Annotated in this window: 10 protein-coding genes; all 10 read right to left on the reverse strand. The window is 70.3% G+C overall.

Annotated elements, in window-relative coordinates:
* Positions 1-205 precede the first annotated feature (205 nt).
* Positions 206-2,923, reverse strand: a complete 2,718-nt coding sequence (gene polA, locus K8638_RS08975) for a DNA polymerase I (protein ID WP_223754020.1) — start codon at positions 2,921-2,923, stop codon at positions 206-208.
* Between the two features lie 44 nt (positions 2,924-2,967).
* Entirely contained in the window at positions 2,968-5,220 is a 2,253-nt protein-coding gene (locus tag K8638_RS08980) for an FHA domain-containing protein (RefSeq protein ID WP_223754021.1), read from the reverse strand.
* A gap of 6 nt (positions 5,221-5,226) precedes the next feature.
* The gene (locus tag K8638_RS08985) at positions 5,227-6,987 is read right to left on the reverse strand and encodes an ATPase, T2SS/T4P/T4SS family (protein ID WP_223754022.1); all 1,761 of its coding nucleotides are present in this window, start codon (positions 6,985-6,987) and stop codon (positions 5,227-5,229) included.
* A gap of 186 nt (positions 6,988-7,173) precedes the next feature.
* Positions 7,174-8,622 (reverse strand): type II and III secretion system protein family protein, encoded by a 1,449-nt coding sequence (locus K8638_RS08990; protein WP_223754023.1) that lies wholly within the window; start codon positions 8,620-8,622, stop codon positions 7,174-7,176.
* A gap of 31 nt (positions 8,623-8,653) precedes the next feature.
* Positions 8,654-9,190, reverse strand: coding sequence for a prepilin peptidase (locus K8638_RS08995; RefSeq protein ID WP_223754024.1), 537 nt, complete (start codon positions 9,188-9,190; stop codon positions 8,654-8,656).
* Between the two features lie 103 nt (positions 9,191-9,293).
* Positions 9,294-10,169: an FHA domain-containing protein gene (locus tag K8638_RS09000; RefSeq protein ID WP_223754025.1), complete on the reverse strand. Its 876-nt coding sequence runs from the start codon at positions 10,167-10,169 to the stop codon at positions 9,294-9,296.
* Positions 10,170-10,232: 63 nt separating this feature from the next.
* On the reverse strand, positions 10,233-12,302 hold the full coding sequence (locus K8638_RS09005) for a hypothetical protein (RefSeq protein WP_223754026.1): 2,070 nt from the start codon (positions 12,300-12,302) through the stop codon (positions 10,233-10,235).
* A complete protein-coding gene (locus K8638_RS09010) occupies positions 12,299-13,780 on the reverse strand; it encodes a YncE family protein (RefSeq protein WP_223754027.1) in 1,482 nt (493 codons plus the stop codon). The genes K8638_RS09005 and K8638_RS09010 overlap by 4 nt, the downstream gene beginning before the upstream one ends.
* Positions 13,781-13,929: 149 nt before the next feature.
* Complete coding sequence (gene glyS / locus K8638_RS09015; protein ID WP_223754028.1) at positions 13,930-16,041, reverse strand: glycine--tRNA ligase subunit beta; 2,112 nt, start codon at positions 16,039-16,041, stop codon at positions 13,930-13,932.
* Entirely contained in the window at positions 16,031-17,023 is a 993-nt protein-coding gene (gene glyQ, locus K8638_RS09020; RefSeq protein ID WP_223754029.1) for a glycine--tRNA ligase subunit alpha, read from the reverse strand. The genes glyS and glyQ overlap by 11 nt, the downstream gene beginning before the upstream one ends.
* Positions 17,024-17,061 lie beyond the last annotated feature (38 nt).

The following is a 17,061-nucleotide window of genomic DNA, read 5'->3' on the forward strand; positions in this document are numbered from 1 at the left end:
GGCGCGCCTTGTGGGGAGGCGTGCTCCCACTGGGGAGTGGTGAGCGCGCATCGCGAGCCGCTGGCAAGACGCGTGGATGGGGGTCCGCGCGACTCGCCGGTCGGACGGGTCGGCAGTTTTTCGTGGGGAAGTCGTGGAGCGCTGGGACGCGGGAGGGGCGCCTACGGGGGTGGGCGCTCCTCCCGCACTTTTTCGGGGGCCCGCGTCAGTGCGCGTCCGCCCAGCTCCGGCCCGCGCCCACGTCCACCTTGAGCGGCACCTTCAGCGACGCCACCGAGGACATGCACTTCACCGCCAGGGCCTTCACCCGCTCCACCTCGGCATCGGGCGCCTCGAAGAGCAATTCGTCATGCACCTGCAGCAGCATGGTGGTGCGCAGCCCCTCCTCCTGGAGCGCCGCGTCCACCGCGAGCATGGCCTTCTTGATGAGGTCCGCGGCGGTGCCCTGAATCGGCATGTTGATGGCGGCGCGCTCGGCGGCCTGCGCCACGCCGCGGTTCTTGGAGTTCAGGTCCGGCATGTAGCGGCGGCGTCCGTAGAGGGTCTCCACGTAGCCCGTCTTCCGGGCCTTCTCCACCGTCTCCACCAGGTAGTTGCGAATGCCGGCGTAGCGGACGAAGTAGCGCTCGATGATGTCGCGCGCCTCCTCCTGCGGAATGCCCAGCCGCGCGGCCAGGCCGTGGGGAGACAGGCCGTAGGCGATGCCGAAGTTCACCATCTTCGCCCGCCGGCGCTGCTCGCGGTCCACCTGGGCGGGCGGCACGCCGAACACCTCCGCCGCGGTGCGGGTGTGGATGTCCTCGTCATGGAGGAAGGCGTCGATGAGCACCGGGTCCTCCGCGATGTGGGCCAGCAGCCGCAGCTCCACCTGGCTGTAGTCCGCGCTGACGAGCTGGTGCCCCTCGGCCGCCACGAAGGCGCGGCGGATTTCGCGGCCCAGCTCGGTGCGGACGGGGATGTTCTGGAGGTTGGGGTCCGTGGAGGACAGGCGTCCGGTGGCGGTGGCCGCCTGGTGGTAGGTGGTGTGGATGCGCCCGTCCGCCGCCACCAGCGTGGGCAGCGTGTCCAGGTAGGTGCTCTTCAGCTTGGTCAGGCTCCGGTACTCGATGATGGCGCCGGGCAGCGGGTGCTCCTCGGACAGCTTCTCCAGCACCTCCTGGTCCGCGGAGGGGCCCGTCTTGCCCTTCTTGATGACGGGCAGCTTCAGCTCCGTGAAGAGCACCTCCACGAGCTGCGGGTTGGAGCCGATGTTGAACTCGCGGCCGGCGTGCTTGTAGACCTCCCTCACCTGCGCGTCGACGGCGGCATCCACCTTCACGGAGATGCGCGCCAGCTCGGCGGTGTCCAGCTTCACGCCCCGCTGCTCCATCCGCGCCAGGATGGGAAGCAGCGGCAGCTCCAGCTCCCTGGCCAGCGCCGCCAGCCCCGCCGCCTCCAGCTCCTTCCACAGCTCCGGGGCCAGCCGCCGCGCCGCCTCCGCGCGGATGGCGTAGCCGGGGGCCAGCTCCTCCACCGTGTGGTCCGCCAGCGCCCTGTCCTTCTTGCCCCGCTTGCCCTCCGCCGCGTGAGGCAGCTCGGGCAGCTCCGTCTGCAGGCGCTCGCGCGCCAGGTCCGCCAGCGCGTGCTCGCGCCGGGACGGGTTGAGCAGGTAGCTCAAGAGCTCCACGTCGTCGTGCGCGCCGCGCAGGGAGATTCCCTCGTTGGCCAGCACCAGGGTGAGCGCCTTGAGGTCGTGCCCGCCCTTCTTCACCGCCGCGTCCTCCAGCACGCCCTTGAAGGCGGCGGTGAAGGCCTCCGGCTTCACCTGGGGAGCGCCCAGCACACCGTGGCGCAGCGGCACGTACCAGGTCGTCCCGTCCGGCAGCGCCAGCCCCAGGCCCACCAGCTTCGCGGCGAAGGGCATGCCCTCGTACGCGGGGACGAGGGACACGGCGCCCGCCGCGCGCGCGGCCTCGGCCAGGGACTTCAGCTCGGCTTCCGACTCCACCACCTTCTGCGAGGTGGCCAGGGGCGCGGGCTTCTCCTTCTGCTCCGCCTGGGGCAGCCCCTGCTGCGGCAGGTCCTTGAGGAGCGCGTAGAACTCCAGCTCCGTGAACAGCTCCCGGGCGCGCGCCGCATCCACCGGCTTGCGGGCCAGGTCCGCCATCTTCACGTCCAGCGGCAGGTCCGTCTTGAAGGTGACGAGCTGCCGGGCGCGCAGCAGGCTCTCCCTGTGCGAGGCGATGGCCTCGCGAATCTTCGGCTTCTTCACCTCGTCCAGCCGGGAGAGCAGCGTCTCCACGTCTCCGAACTGCTGGATGAGCTCCGTGGCCGTCTTCGGGCCGATGCCCGGCACCTTGGGGACGTTGTCCACCGCGTCGCCGATGAGGGCCAGGTAGTCGCGCATCTGCCGGGGCTCGATGCCCAGCTTCGCCTTCACCTCGTCCGGCCCGGTGTGCACGTCCTTCATGGGGTCGAACAGGCGCACGTCCGGCTCGACAATCTGGACGAAGTCCTTGTCGCCGGTGACGACCTGGACGCAGAAGCCCTCCGCCTTCGCCTTCACCGCCAGGGTGCCGATGACGTCATCCGCCTCCCAGCCGGCCGCCTCCAGCACGGGCAGGTTGAGCGCTTCCACCACCCGGCGGATGAGCCCGAACTGCGGCACCAGGTCCTCGGGAGGCCCCTCGCGGTGGGCCTTGTAGGTGGGGTCTATCTTCTGCCGCTCCGTGCGGCTCTCCTTGTCGAAGGCGAGCGCCACATGCGTGGGCGCCAAATCCCGTAGCGCCTTGAGCACCATGCGGGTGAAGCCCAGCACGGCGTTGGTGGGCACGCCCTTGCTCGTGGTGAGCGGCGGAATCGCGTGGTAGGCGCGGAAGATGAAGCCGGACGCGTCGATGAGGACCAGGGTGGGCGCGGAGCGCGAGGGGCTGGTGTCGGCCATGCCCCGTGCCTAGCGCGCCCGTCCGTCCCTGTCCACGATGCGCGTCAGGGGCAGTTCCACTCCTTCTTCTTCGCCTCGACCTTCTCGTCCTGCCCGTCGCCCTTGACGGCGTAGTCCAGCACCGCCGCCAGGTCCGAGCATCCCCCCGCGTTCCGGAACGCGTCCGCCGCCATGCCCGAGCAGAAGGCCGCCGCCTTGTTCAGGTCGGGATTGCCCGCGTAGAAGCTGAAGCCCAGCTTCCAGATGCGGCACGCCCGCCGGTGGTCCTGCCGGTCCGCCCAATGCTTGCCGCGCTGGTAGGACTTGTCCGCCATGTCCTGGTGGATGTTGCGCCGGTAGAAGGACGGCTTGGACTCGGCCAGGTCGAGCATCAGGGTCTTGTCCGTGTCCAGCGCCTCGCGGAAGGGCTCCGCGGCCTTCTCCGGCTCGTCGGCGGCGAGGAAGGTCTGCCCGCTCTTGTAGAGCTGATCCACGGTGGTCATGACCTTGAGCATCTCGTCCGCCTGGGCGTGGAACTGCGCGGCCTCGTAGTTGGAGCGCAGCTTCTGCAGGGTGGCCTGGGCCTCGCTGCCGCGGCCGGCCCAGTAGTCCATCATCGCCGCTTGAATCAGCTTGTTGGTGAAGCGCTTCTTCACCGCCGCCTCCACCACGGCACGCGGGTCGGTGCCCGTGTCCTCCTGGCCGATGATGTCCGTCTGCGGGCACGACCACGGCGCCGCGTTGGCGTCCAGCTTCTGCCGCGCGATGAGGAAGCGCACGAAGAGCGCGTCCTTGGGCCGCCACTCGTTGCGGCGCAGCCGGCCCTCCAGCTTCAGCGAGTAGCCCAGCGGCGGCACCAGGCTCTCCCGGGACTGGCCCTGGCACCACACCGCCATGTACTGCTGGCAGCGCGGCACCGCGGCGCTCCACTGCGAGTCACCCAGGTAGCGCTTGCAGTCCTCCTGCGCCCGCTTCGTCACCTGCTCGGCCGCCTCGCGCGCCTTGCTCTTGGCCTTGCGGAAGTACTCGCTCTCCTTCTGGATCTTGCTGAAGGCCTCCAGCGCCTCCTCCGGCTTGAGCCGCTGGAGCAGCTTCTCGCCGATGGAGTAGTACTCGAAGGACTCCTTCTCCAGCTTGATGCGACGGATGAGGGTGTTGGCCTCGGCGTGGATGGGGTCCAGGTCCAGCGCCTTGGTGCAGACCTCCTCGGCGCGGGCCCAGTTGGGCTCGCCCAGCTCGCTGGAGGCATAGGAGCGGCACTCGCTGAGCAGCTCCTGGATCTGCTGCGCCGGGTCCGCCTCCACGGCCGCCGGGGGCCGCGCCACCGTGCCCGGGTCCGCGCCCGGCAGGACGGCCTTCACCAGCCCGGCCACCACCAGCAGGCCCACCACGGACGCCGCCACCACCAGCAGCTTCTTGCGGCCCGCGGCGGCGGGCGCCTGCTCCGCTTCCGCCGCCGCGCCGCCCCGCCGCGTGGGGATGGGGCCCGAGCCTCGCCGCGCCAGCGCGGCCGGTGCCTCCTCCTCCGCGGCTTCGAAGGACAGCTCCACCACGCCGAACTGGAGCTGGTCGCCCGGCTGGAGCGGCACCGGCTCCTGCCCCAGCGGCTCGCCGTTGAGCAGCGTGCCATTGGCGCTGCCCAGGTCCTTCACCGTCACGCCCGACGCGGTCGCCACCAGCTCCGCGTGCCGCCGGCTGACCGAGTCATCCTCCAGCAGCACCACGGCCGGGGGCTGCCGCCCCACCAGCACCTTGCCCTTGAGGGGGTAGGTCCGCCCCGCCCAGGGCCCCACCAGACCGCGCAGCATGGGCCCCGCGCCGCCGCCACCCGCCGGGGCCGCCGCGCCCGCGCCACCGGCCGGCCGCGAGGGCCGCTTCGGAGCGCCCGCCGCCCCCGCCGGAGGCCGCGCCTTCATGCTCGGGAGCGCCCGCGTGGCGCGCGCGCCGCTGCCCTCCGAGCCCACCGGCATCTCGTCGTCCGTGGCGGGCACTCGCGCCGTCGACCTGCGGGGACCGGTACTCCGGGACGGCGCCGCCGGCTTGAGGCGCAGCGTGTAGTCCCCCAGCACCACCTCCGACTCGGGGGTGAGCGGCGTGGGCTCGGCGATGCGCTCGCCGTCCACGAAGGTGCCGTTCGCGCTGCCCTTGTCCTCGATGTAGACGGTGCCGCCGTCCTCGAAGACCACCGCGTGGTTGCGGGACACCCCGCCCTCGGTGAGCAGGAGGTCGTTGCCCTGCTGGCGGCCAATCTTCAGCTCGCCAACGACGTCGTACTCGTTCTCGCTGCCGTCGGGGAGACGGACGACCAGGGTCGGCATGACGCGTCAGTCCTCCCGGAAGATGCTCATGTTGACGGGGATGCCCTTGCGCTGCAGCTCATCGTAGAACTTGGGCACGAAGCCGGATGCCACGAAGCGGCCACGCACCTTGTGGTCCTCCGTGAAGCCGTCCTGCTTGTAATAGAAGATGTCCTGGAGGGTGACGATGTCCACCTCCATGCCCGACACCTCGGTGATGAAGCAGATCTTCCGCGTGCCGTCGGAGAAGCGCGTCTGCTGGACGATCATGTGCACCGCGCTGGCGATCTGCTCGCGGATGGCCTTCACCGGCAGCTCCATGCCGGACATCAGCACCATGGTCTCCAGCCGGGCGATGGCGTCGCGCGGCGTGTTGGCGTGCAGCGTGGTGAGCGAGCCGTCATGGCCCGTGTTCATCGCCTGGAGCATGTCCAGCGTCTCGCCGGAGCGGCACTCGCCCACGACGATGCGGTCCGGCCGCATGCGCAGGCAGTTCTTCACCAGGTCGCGGATGGTGATGGCGCCCTTGCCTTCCAGGTTGGGCGGGCGGCTCTCGAGCTGAACCCAGTGGTCCTGCGGAAGCTGCAGCTCCGCCGCGTCCTCCACGGTGATGATGCGCTCGTCGTCCGGGATGAAGGCGCTGATGATGTTCAGCGTCGTCGTCTTCCCGGAGCCCGTGCCGCCGGAGATGACGATGTTGCGGCGCGCCCGCACGCACATCTCCAGGAACTCCGCCATCTGCGCGGTGAGCGTCTTGTACTTGATGAGGTCCTGGATCTTCAGCGAGTCCTTCTTGAACTTGCGGATGGTGATGCACGGCCCCTTCAGGGCCAGCGGAGGGATGATGGCGTTGACGCGGCTGCCGTCCTTCAGGCGCGCGTCCACCAGCGGGCTGGACTCGTCGATGCGCCGGCCGATGGGCGCGACGATTCGCTCGATGACGCCGAGCACCGCCTGGTTGGAGGAGAACGTCTTCTCCGACAGCGTCAGCTTGCCCTTGCGCTCGATGTAGATCTGGTTGGCGTGGTTCACCATGATCTCGCTGATCTCATCCGACGCGAGGAACGCCTCCAGGGGCCCCAGGCCCAGCGCCTCGTTGATGACGTCGGTGAGCAGCTCCTCCCGGTCCACGTCCTCCGGGAGCTCTCCGTCCGCCTCCATCTGGTCGATGATGTCGCGGATGGCCTTCTCGGTGCGGCGCCACAGCTCGTCGTCGCCGAGCCGGTCCATGTCCATGCGGCGCAGGTCGAGGTACTCGATGAGCCGGTCGTGGATCTCCTTCTGGAGCCGCGTGTAGCGCTCGATGCGCGGGTCGACCTTGCGCTTGTTGCGCGCCATGGCCGCCGCCATGGACGCCGGCATGCGGCCGGCCACGGGCGCCGGGGCGGGAGGCTCCTCCTCCTCCTCGTACGGCTCCTCCTCCTCGTACGGCTCCTCCCCGCCGTCGTCGTAGCCCTCGTCCTCTGGCATGCCGGCGCGCGTCTCCACCGGCTCCTCGTCCAGGACCTCGACGTTGAGGATGTAGTCGCCGATGGAGACCTGGTCGGCGGGCTTGAGGACCTGCGGCGCGCCAATCTTCTTGCCGTTCACGAACGTGCCGTTCGTGGACTTCATGTCCACGATGATGCACTTCGCGTCCTTCTCGACGATTCGCGAGTGGTACTTGGAGACGTTGCCCTTCGCGAGGACGATGTCGTTGCCGGGGAGGCGACCGATCGTGATTTCATTCTTGTGAAACTCACGCTGCTCGGTCCCGCCGCCCTTTTCCGCGAGGGTGATGAGAAACATGGGGGCGGATCCTAGCAAGCGCCCATTCGACCTCAAAGCGCCAGCAGCCCGGGCATGACTGCCCGCAAGGCCGCGGACCGGCGCCCTCCCCGAGGTGGGGAAGAGGCCGGCCCGCGCTGGAGGGCCACGAAGGGAGTTGCAACCCCCCGGACCCGAAGAGCCCTGGCGCCCGGAGCGCCAGCGGCTTCAGTCGAAGATGTTGAAGTTCACCTCGGAACGGGCCTGCTTGTAGCGGCTCTTCACGTCCTCGATGATGGTCCGGACCTTGTCGGAGTCCGGGTTGACGATGCGCGGGGTGACGAAGATGACCAGCTCGCGCTTGGTCGAGTCGAACGCGCGGCTCTTGAAGAGCTCGCCCACGATGGGGATGTGACCCAGGCCGGGGAGCTTGGACACGGCCTTCTGCTCGTCGTGGCTGAACACGCCGGACAGGACGATGGTCTCCCCGTGGCGCACGGTGACGTTGGTCTTCACCTTGCGCGTACGGAAGCCGGGGATGGTGGACGAGCCGCCGAAGGACACCGCCACGGAGGTGTCGATTTCGGAGGCCTCCGCCTCAATCTCCGTCTGGATGTTGCCGTTGCGGTCCGCGGTGGGGCGCAGGTTCAGGATGACGCCGTACTTCTTGTACTCCACCGTGAACTGGTTGTTGGTGATGAGCGGAATCGGCACCTCGCCGCCGGCGAGGAACTCCGCCTTCTCACCGCTGGCGCACACCAGCTTGGGCTGGGCCAGCAGGCGGCCGTAGCCGTCATTGCCCTGGAAGCCGATGGAGAAGTCCGCGCCCGCCGTCAGGCCGAGGCTGGCCGTGCCCTCGCCGAAGGTGCCCGGGAAGAGCTGCTGGGTGATGGCCGCCGCCGCGCTCGCCGAGCCGGTGATGTCCGTGGGGTAGCGGATGCCGTAGCGATCCCGGCTGTTGCGGCGGATCTCCACGAACTGCACCTCGGAGAGGATCATCCGCTTGATGCCCACCACGAGCAGGTTCTCCACCTTCTCGCCAATGGCCTTGGTGATGAGCTCCGCCTTCTGGAGGTCCTGCTGGCTCTCCACGGAGCCCTCCAGGAAGATGGTGGCGCCCACCACGTTGGCCTGCACGTTCTTCAGGCCGGCCTTCTGGAAGGCCGCGTTGAGGTTCTGCGCCACCAGCTTCTTGGCGTTGGGGGCAATCTTCACGAACGACTTCACGTTCGGATAGAGGCTCACCACCTCGTTGATGCGGTCCGCGTCCTGCGTGGTGTAGGCCTGACCGTCCAGGTAGATGCGGTCACCCACCATGCGGACGGAGACGCCCTCAATCTCCCCGAGCAGCCGCTTGATTTCGGAGATGACCTCGTTCGGGTCCTGCTTGCGGACGGCGACGAGGTAGCTGACGCGCTGGCCGGAGGTCTTCCAGACGAGGAGCGTCGTCTTGCCCTCGGCCTGGCCGGTGATGAGGAGCTGGCCGGAGCCCAGCGTCTTCACGTCGGCGATGGACGGGTCGCCCAGGGCGACGCGGCTCAGGCCGGGAATGGTGACGACCTTCTGGGAGCCCACACCCAGGCTGACGGTGCTGCCCTCCTGGGCCAGGGCGCCGCCGCTGGCGACCAGGGCTGTCAGTGCGACCAGCGCCGCGGCATGCGTGAAGCGTGTGAACATCGTAGGTGTCCCCTCTGCTGCGAAGTCCGAGCTAACCCAAGCTTCCGTGCTGCCACCACAGCGCCCAGAAGGTTCCGAGCGCAATGGCCACCCCATAGGGGATATGGCGCTGGGGGGCCGGCCGCGCGTCCGCGCTCGCCAGTCTTGCCCGCGCCGCCCACCGCCGCACCGCCGCCGCCAGCGTGTCCCATACCGCGCCCTGCCACAGCAGCGTCACCACCGCCTGCAGCGCGCCTACCAGCGAGATGAAGGCCGCGGCCGCCATCGCCGCCGGAAACCCCAGCACGGCCCCGACCCCGCCCATCAGCTTTACATCCCCCCACCCCATCCGCCCCCGGAGCGCCGCCGGCAGCAGCAACACCGCCAACCCCACGCCCGCCACCACCCCGCTGAGCACCCCGTGCTCCAGGTCCCCCAGCCCCTCGGTGAAGAAGCGCACGCCCAGCGCCACCGCCATCAGCGGATAGGTGACCGCGTCGAGGATCTCGCGGCGCAGCACATCCGTCACCACCGAGATCACCAGGGCCACTCCGAGGACCGTCCACAGCGCGATCTGAACAGGCGTCATTCACCGCCTGTCCCATCCGTGGCAGGCGCCCAGCATCAAACCAGGGACGCCCCAAGCCCGTCAATTGGCGAACAGCCGGAAGCCCCCGAGGGAGGGGCCCGGCTCAGCCCAGGACGAGGCGGATCTTCTCGCTGCAGATGAAGTACTCGTCCCCGTCCTCAATCTTCCGGCGCTTGATGCGCTGCTTGTTGTACCAGGTGCCGTTGGAGGACCCGAGGTCCTCGATGATCCAGTCATTGCCCTCGTGGACGATGACGGCGTGCTCGCGGGACACCTTGCCGGAGTTGATGACGAAGTCGCAGTGCTTGCCGCGGCCGATGACGAAGCGCTCCTTGACGATGCGCTCCTGGTCCCCCGACTCGGTGACGAGGTAGAGGGCACCGGCCTCGGGCTCCTCCTCGGCCATCTCGTCCGCGGGCTCCTCCTCGGCCTCCTCGGCGGGCTCGTCCTCCATCGCCGGGTCCTCGGGCTCGGGCAGCGGCTCTTCCTCCTCCTCCTCGACCATGTCGTCGTTGGGAGGAGGCGGCTCGTTCTTGCCCTTGATGAGGCGCTCGAGCTCCGCGGCCGTCTCCAGCACGCGCTCGGCCACCTCGCGGCGCACCGGATCATTGTCCAGGCCGTTGGCGGCGCGGTCGTCGGCGGGAGCGGCGCCCCGGCCTGCCGGGCGGGCCGGCTGCGGGGTGGACTCGGGCTTGGGCGCGGGGGCCAGCACCGGGGGCGCGGCGCCCCGGGCCGGAGCCGGCGCCGCGGCGACGGGGGCCGGGCGCGCGGGCGCCGCCGCGAGGGCGGGCGCCGCCACGGGCGCGTCGGCACGGCTCTTCACTTCGATGAAGCCGTTCAGGCGCGCGAACATGAAGAGCGCCTGATTGATCAGCGCATCGCGATCCGAGCCCATCTGCCGGGCCATGTCTTCGTACGTCTCCCACAAGTGGTCGGCGATGCCGACCTTGCGGGCGGGGCGGGAGTTCTGATCGATCATCGGTCTTGACTCGGGTGATTCAGGATGACCCCGACGATAACAGAGCGCCCCCCGCGAGCCCAATTACTCGAAGGTCACCATGGCGGCGGAGTTGGCGACGTTGTCCCTCAACGCCTGGAGGTTCACCTGGAGGATGCCGTCCGCGGACGGGTAGACGATGTAGGCCAGGTTGGCACCGCCCGCCTGGGAGGCCACCACGGCGCCAGGCAGGGTGTAGGGCGCCAGGCCGGTGACCGCGGCGTTGGCGCTGGTGTCCACCGCGAAGACGAAGTTGCGGACGCCGGACGTCACGGAAACCACGTAGCGGTCCCCCCGCTCCAGCTCGCGCCCCACGCCCGTCATCTGGATGTTCAGCGGCGGCGGCGGCTGGGGGTACTTCGCGGTGTCCTGCACCGGCGGCGAGCCATCCGAGGGGACGATGAAGAAGTCGTTCGGGTGGAAGAAGTACTCGGTGGGGAGCTCCTGCCGGTACGGCGTGCCCAGCACGTCCCGGGAGAGGACGGCACCGGACGAGTCCTGCAGGACGAAGGGTTGGTCCCCACCAGCACGCACGGTGAAGCTCGGCAGGCTCTCACACTCGGCCGGAATCGCCTCCGCGTCGCTGATGGCCAGGCGCACGCGGGAGGTGCCGGGAATGGGCTCCACGGCCGCCACCGTCAGGGCCGTCCCGCACTCCACATCCACGCTCTCCAGGACGATGAGGTCCCCCACCCTCGGCTGCCAGGCGGGGTCCGGCTCCGCCTCGAAGCGCCGCGGGTCGTTCGCGTCACGCGCCAGGGCGCTCAGCCCCGGAATCGCGCCCTGGTAGATGATGCGGTAGGTCGCGTTGGGGACGGAGCCCTCGTAGAGCTTCGTCTCCTGAAGCGCCGGGTCCTGCGTCACCACGACCAGGCCCTCCGTCTCCAGCGTCACCTGGGCCTCGTTCCGGTCGCGCAGCTCCAGGGCGATGCCCGGGGTGGCGGTGGCCAGGTCGAAGTGCCGCAGGTTGTGGGCGGCGAACAGGGTGATGAGGCCGCCAGACGACGGCATGATGCCGAGCAGCGGGACACGGGCATTGTCGTCACCCGTGCCGTCGTCGAGCACCAGCCGCATGACGGCGTCCGGCACCAGCGTCAGGCCGGTGGGCACTCCCAGGGCCGGGTAGATGGGAAGCATGGGCGCATTGCTGATGTCCCGCGCCCGCTCCGCCCGGCCAGGCGTGGTGGTGTCCACCGCCAGCACGCCGGAGCACGCCTGCGTGCCGCCGCAGGACACCTCGTCCAGGATGCCGTAGACGTACTGGCTGGGCGCGAGCGTCCGCGTATCGCTCACCCGCACCCCGGGGTGGGTGGCCAGCAGGCGCACGGGGACGCCGCCAAACCCGCCCGACAGGTCCACCGTGGGCGCGGTGGGCTGGAGGCAGTCCGCCAGCGGCCCGGTGTCGGTGATGAGCAGCGTGCGGCCGGAGCGGCCGGAGGCGCGCCGCGTGGCCACGGCCAGCTCGCCCGGCGTGCTCAGCACCACCATGGACTGGATGGACTCACCGGGCTCCAGGCAGAACACCGTCGCAGGCGCCGGCAGGGCCGCCGGGTCGATGACGTCGGGGCCGGGCAGGTCCTGGCGCATCACCCTCGCGCCGCCCGTGTCCGCGCCGAGCGAGGGGTCGGGGTCCTGCATGGCGTAGTACAGGGTGCTGGTCGCCGCCCCCGCCACGTCCCCGGGCGAGCGGGCCGCGAAGGCGGTGACGAGGCTGTCGGCGGTCAGCCGCGCCACCTGCACCAGCCGCGACCGGTCCGCCGCCACCACGGAGATCTCCGAGGAGCCGGAGCTGCGCGCGTACACATAGGGGCCGGGCACGTCCGCGCCCTCGGCGCTGTAGCCCACGTCCCGCGCGAGGGCGTCCGGCCGGCCCAGCACGGGGATGGACAGCGCCTCCAGCGGGTTGGGCGCGGGGATGAACTGCTTCGGATCCGCCGACAGGTCCAGCACCCGGAGCTCGTCGTTGTCCGACGAGGTGACGAACACCAGGTCGTTGACGAGCGTCAGGTCGTACGTGCCGGACAGGCCGGCGATGCCGGCCTCGACGTCCGAGCTGGAGCAGGCGCCGGACAGGCCGGCGCAGGTGACGAGGGCTGCGAGGATACCGCGCTTCACGGGGAGCTCTCCTGGCACACGCTGGTGCCCTGGCGCGGGTCGCGCACCTGCTGGGTGCCGAGCCGCGCTACCAGCCGCGCGTTCTGCGGCCGGTCGAGGTCGGGAATGTCGATGACGGCGATGCGGCCGTCACTGAAGGTACTGGCGAAGAGGCGGGCCGAGTTGCCCCTCACGTCCGCCACCAGGCCGAAGGGCTGGCTGGGCTGGCTCGGGTTCCCGATGCCCACCTCCACCTGGGCGACGAGCTGGCCGAGCTCCTCGTCGAAGATGGCCACGGCCTCGTCACCGCTGCCCGTCACCGCCACCAGGTTGCCGCGGCCGGCCGCGCGGGGGATGACCTCCAGCTCGCTGGAGCCATTGGGCAGCGGCAACGCGGACACGATGCGCACGGTGGGCGTGGAGTCGTCGCCGAGCCCCGTGCCTCCCGCGTTCACCACGTCCAGGATGACCAGCGTGTCCGGCCCGCGCGCCAGCAGGTAGACGCGCTCGTCCACGATGGTGCGAGGGTCGGTCTCGGACACCGTGCGGGTGGCGGTCGTCACCACCGCCACGCCCCGCGCCTCGCGGACCGAGTAGCTCTCCTCCAGGTCGGTATTCAGGACGCGGCCGGCGACCTGCCGGTCCACCAGGCGGAGCCGGAAGCGCGCGGCCAGCGCGCCGAGCTGCTCCGACGAGGAGTTGCGGCCGGAGACATACACGTACCGGCTGCCGATGGCCGTCGCGTGCGCGGCGCCCGCCAGCCTCCCGTCGGTGCCCAGCGCCACGAAGTTGTCCGGGCTCAGCGCGTCCCGGGTGGGGTCCGCGGCGGGGATGACGGCGAGGTAGGACTGGAAGTCGACCTCCCGCCCCGACTCCGCCGGGCCGACCAGCTCGGAGTGGGTCACCCAGACGTGGGCCTCCGGGTTGGTGCGCTCCACGCTGACGCCCATGGGGCCGGGGGCGGAGGGTATCCCGTCCTCCGTGGCGCCCGGAATGTCGAGGAGCGAGAGCGCGCCGTCGCGGCAGTCCCGCCCGCTTCCGCCCTGTGCGCAGCTCAGGCTGATGCCGTCCTCCCCCACGTCGACGGCATGCAGGACGCTGCCCTCGGACCGCGTGGGGACGAACAGGCGCGGTGTGCGGCCGGGCGGGCTCCAGAGCGTCATCTCACCCGCGAAGCTCTGGATCTGCACGTAGGACTGTTCACCGATGCGCAGGTCGGTGATGGCCGCGGGCTCCTCGGCCGGCTCCGTGAAGGCCGTGCCGAAGGGGCGCAGGCCCACCGCGTCCAGGTCCAGCGCCACCACCGAGCCGGAGTCGAAACACTTATCGAAGTTGGCGCTCGCCACGTAGAGGTACCCGTTGGTGGACGGGCCTGCCTCGGGGCGCCAGAAGGCGACCCCACTCGGGTAGACGAGGCGGGTGGACGGAGGAGGCCGGGGCTCGGGGTCGGTATCGCACGACACGAGCAACAGCGCGGAGGTGAGAATGTAGGCGCGCATCGGAGGGGGGCGGAGTGTAGGAAGGGGCCTCCCCCCGGGCAACCGGAAAGGGGGCCCTCCATTCCCGAGCGCTCCATGGAGGACGCCCCCCTGCCCCCCAGGGAACACACTTCGTTCCGGCTGGAGGGCGGTGCGACAGCGTCCGCGGCTCAGGCCGCCGCGGCCGTCTCGGCCTGAATCTTGGAGAAGTCGGCCACCTGGTTGAACAGGGCGCCAATCTCCGTGAGGAGCCGGATGCGGTTCTCACGCAGCTCCTTGTCCTCGGCCATCACCATCACCTTGTCGAAGAAGGTGTCGACCGCGGGCTTCAGGCCGGTGATTTCACGCAGGGCGCCGGCGAAGTCGTCCGCCTGGACGAGCCCCGTCACCGTGTTGCGGGCCTGGGTGAAGGCGGTGTGCAGGTGGCGCTCCGGCTCGTCCACCAGCTTCTGCGGGTTGATCTGCCCGCCCTTCACGTCCTTGCCCTGCTTCTCCACGATGTTGGCCACGCGCTTGAAGGCGACGGCCAGGGGCTGGAAGTCCGCCCGGCCGACGATGAGGCTCAGGGCCTCCAGGCGCTTGCGCGCGGCGACGAGGTCGTCGAAGCCGGCGGCCAGCACCGCCTCCACCACGTCCGTGCGGTACTGCTCCGCCCACAGCGCCTTGAGGCGGGCGCGGAAGAACTCCAGCACCTGCTCGCGCGGGGCGGGCTCGCCGGCCTTGCGCTTGACGTTGGCCAGCTTCGGCGCGAGCAGCCGCAGCGCCTCGTCCACCGCGGCGGACAGGCTGAAGCGGTAGCCCCGGCCCAGCACCAGCCGGATGATGGCGATGCACGCGCGCCGCAGGGCGAACGGGTCCGCCGCGCCGGTGGGCGCCTTGCCGATGGCGAAGATGCCGCACAGCGAGTCCAACCGGTCCGCGATGCCGATGAGCGCACCCGCGTCCTGCGTGGGCAGCGCGTCCTCGGCGCCGCGCGGCAGGTAGTGCTCGAAGATGGCCAGCGCCACCGGCTCCGGCTCGCCGCCGGCGCGCGCGTACTCGCGGCCCATGACGCCCTGGAGCTCGGGGAACTCACCCACCATGCCCGTCACGAGGTCCGCCTTGGCCAGCGTGGCGGCGCGCTCGATGGTGGCGCTCTCCCCCGCCCTGCCCGCCTGCTGGGCCAGCCAGACGGCGAGCGAGCGGAAGCGCTCCACCTTCTCCAGGTAGGTGCCGAGCTGGCCCTGCCACACCACGCGGCCCAGCTTCTCCACGCGGTCCATCAGCGGCGTCTTCCGGTCCTCGTCGAAGAAGAAGCGGCCGTCCGCCAGGCGCGAGGCCAGCACGCGCTGGTAGCCGCGCAGGCTGAGCTGCTCGTCTCGCACCGGCGTGTTGGACACGGCGATGAACTTCGGCAGCAGCTTCCCCGCGCCGTCCACCAGCGAGAAATAGCGCTGGTGGCTCTTCATCTCCTGCACCAGCACTTCCGGAGGCAGGTCCAGGTGGCGCGCCTCGAAGCTGCCCACCACCGGGCTGGGCAGCTCCACCAGGTTCGTCACCTGGTCCACCAGCGCCTCGTCCTCCATCAGCCGGCCCCCGGCCACCTTCGCCGCCGCGGCCAGCTTCTCCACCAGCAGGGCGCGGCGCTTCGTGATGTCCGGCACCACGTGCGCCTTCTCCAGCGCCGCCTCGTAGTCCGCGGGTGCCTTCAGCTCGATGGCGCCGGGCGCGAGGAAGCGGTGGCCGTAGGTGGTGCGGCCGCTCCTCACGTCGCCGAACACGACGGGCAGCACGTCACCGCCCAGGAGCGCCACCAGCCACTGCACCGGGCGCGCGAAGGCCACGTCCACGTCGGCCCAGCGCATGGACTTGCGGAAGTTGACGGAGTGGACCGCGGTGTGCAGCGCGTCCTGGAGGATGTCCGCCGCCGGGCGGCCCTTCTCCTCCACGCGCGCGGACACGTACTCGCCCTTGGCCGTCTGCGTGCGGCCCAGCTTGTCCACGGACAGCTTGAGCCCCTCGGCGAACTTCTCCGCCGCCTTGGTGGGCTTGCCCTGCGCGTCGAAGGCCGCCTTGGCGCTGGGGCCCAGCACCTCCTTCACCACGTCCTCGCCCGCGTCCGCCACGTCCTTCACCCACACCGCGAGGCGGCGCGGGGTGCCGAAGACGCGCACGTCGCCGTGCTTCAGCCGCGCCTCGGCCATGCGCTCGGTGAGCACGCGCTTCAGGTCGTCCAGCGCGGGGCCGATGAACGACGCCGGAATCTCCTCGGCGCCCACTTCCAGCAGCAGGTCACGCGCCACGGGCCACCTCCGCCTTCTCCTTCTTCTCCACGGGCTTGTTGAGCTGCACCGTCTTCCAGTAGTCGCTGGCCGGCTTCCCCTCGAGCACCGGGGGCTGCTCGCCCACCGTCCACGGCGTCTTCAGCAGCGGGTAGCCCAGCCGCTCGCGCATCTGGAGGTAGCCCTCCGCGCACAGGCGCGCGTTGTCGCGCACGCGCTTGATGAAGTTGGCGCGCTCCGTGACGGAGATGGCGCCGCGCGCGTCCAGCAGGTTGAACGCGTGCGAGCACTTCAGCGCGTAGTCGTACGCGGGCAGCGGGAGCTGGCGCTCGATGAGGCGCTTGCACTCCTTCTCGTACGCGTCGAACAGCGCGAAGAGCATCTGCGGGTCCGACTCGTGGAGCGCGTACTTGCTCATCTCCACCTCGTTGGGGTGGAAGATCTCGCGGTACTTCACGCCCTTCACCCACTCGATGTCGAAGACGTTCTCCACGTTCTGCAGGTACATGCAGAGCCGCTCCAGCCCGTAGGTGAGCTCCGCGGAGACGGGCTTGCAGTCGAAGCCGCCGCACTGCTGGAAGTAGGTGAACTGCGTCACCTCCATGCCGTCACACCACACCTCCCAGCCGAGGCCCCAGGCTCCCAGCGTGGGCGACTCCCAGTCGTCCTCCACGAAGCGGAGGTCGTGCTCCATCGGGTCGATGCCCACCTTGCGCAGCGACTCCAGGTAGAGGGCCTGCACGTTCTTCGGCGCGGGCTTGAGGATGACCTGGAACTGGTGGTGCTGGAACAGGCGGTTGGGGTTCTCACCGAAGCGGCCATCCGCGGGCCGCCGGGAGGGCTGCACGTAGGCCACGTTCCACGGCTCCGGGCCCAGCGCGCGGAGGAAGGTGTACGGGGCCATGGTGCCGGCGCCGACCTCGAGGTCATACGGCTGCGCGGTGATGCAGCCCTGGTCGGCCCAGTGCTTCTGGAGCGTGAAGATAAGGTCCTGGAAATACATGGGTAGCGGATCCTTCTCGCAGTGCGTCGAAGGAGAAA

Source organism: Myxococcus sp. RHSTA-1-4, from assembly GCF_020037125.1.
In the GTDB taxonomy this organism is placed as follows: domain Bacteria; phylum Myxococcota; class Myxococcia; order Myxococcales; family Myxococcaceae; genus Myxococcus.

Coding starts and splice junctions, on each gene's coding strand:
- K8638_RS09010 (WP_223754027.1), bottom strand. CDS start 13,780: ATGCGCGCCTACATTCTCACCTCCGCGCTGTTGCTCGTGTCGTGCGAT.
- K8638_RS09000 (WP_223754025.1), bottom strand. CDS start 10,169: ATGATCGATCAGAACTCCCGCCCCGCCCGCAAGGTCGGCATCGCCGAC.
- glyQ (WP_223754029.1), bottom strand. CDS start 17,023: ATGTATTTCCAGGACCTTATCTTCACGCTCCAGAAGCACTGGGCCGAC.
- K8638_RS08980 (WP_223754021.1), bottom strand. CDS start 5,220: ATGCCGACCCTGGTCGTCCGTCTCCCCGACGGCAGCGAGAACGAGTAC.
- polA (WP_223754020.1), bottom strand. CDS start 2,923: ATGGCCGACACCAGCCCCTCGCGCTCCGCGCCCACCCTGGTCCTCATC.
- K8638_RS08995 (WP_223754024.1), bottom strand. CDS start 9,190: ATGACGCCTGTTCAGATCGCGCTGTGGACGGTCCTCGGAGTGGCCCTG.
- K8638_RS08990 (WP_223754023.1), bottom strand. CDS start 8,622: ATGTTCACACGCTTCACGCATGCCGCGGCGCTGGTCGCACTGACAGCC.
- K8638_RS08985 (WP_223754022.1), bottom strand. CDS start 6,987: ATGTTTCTCATCACCCTCGCGGAAAAGGGCGGCGGGACCGAGCAGCGT.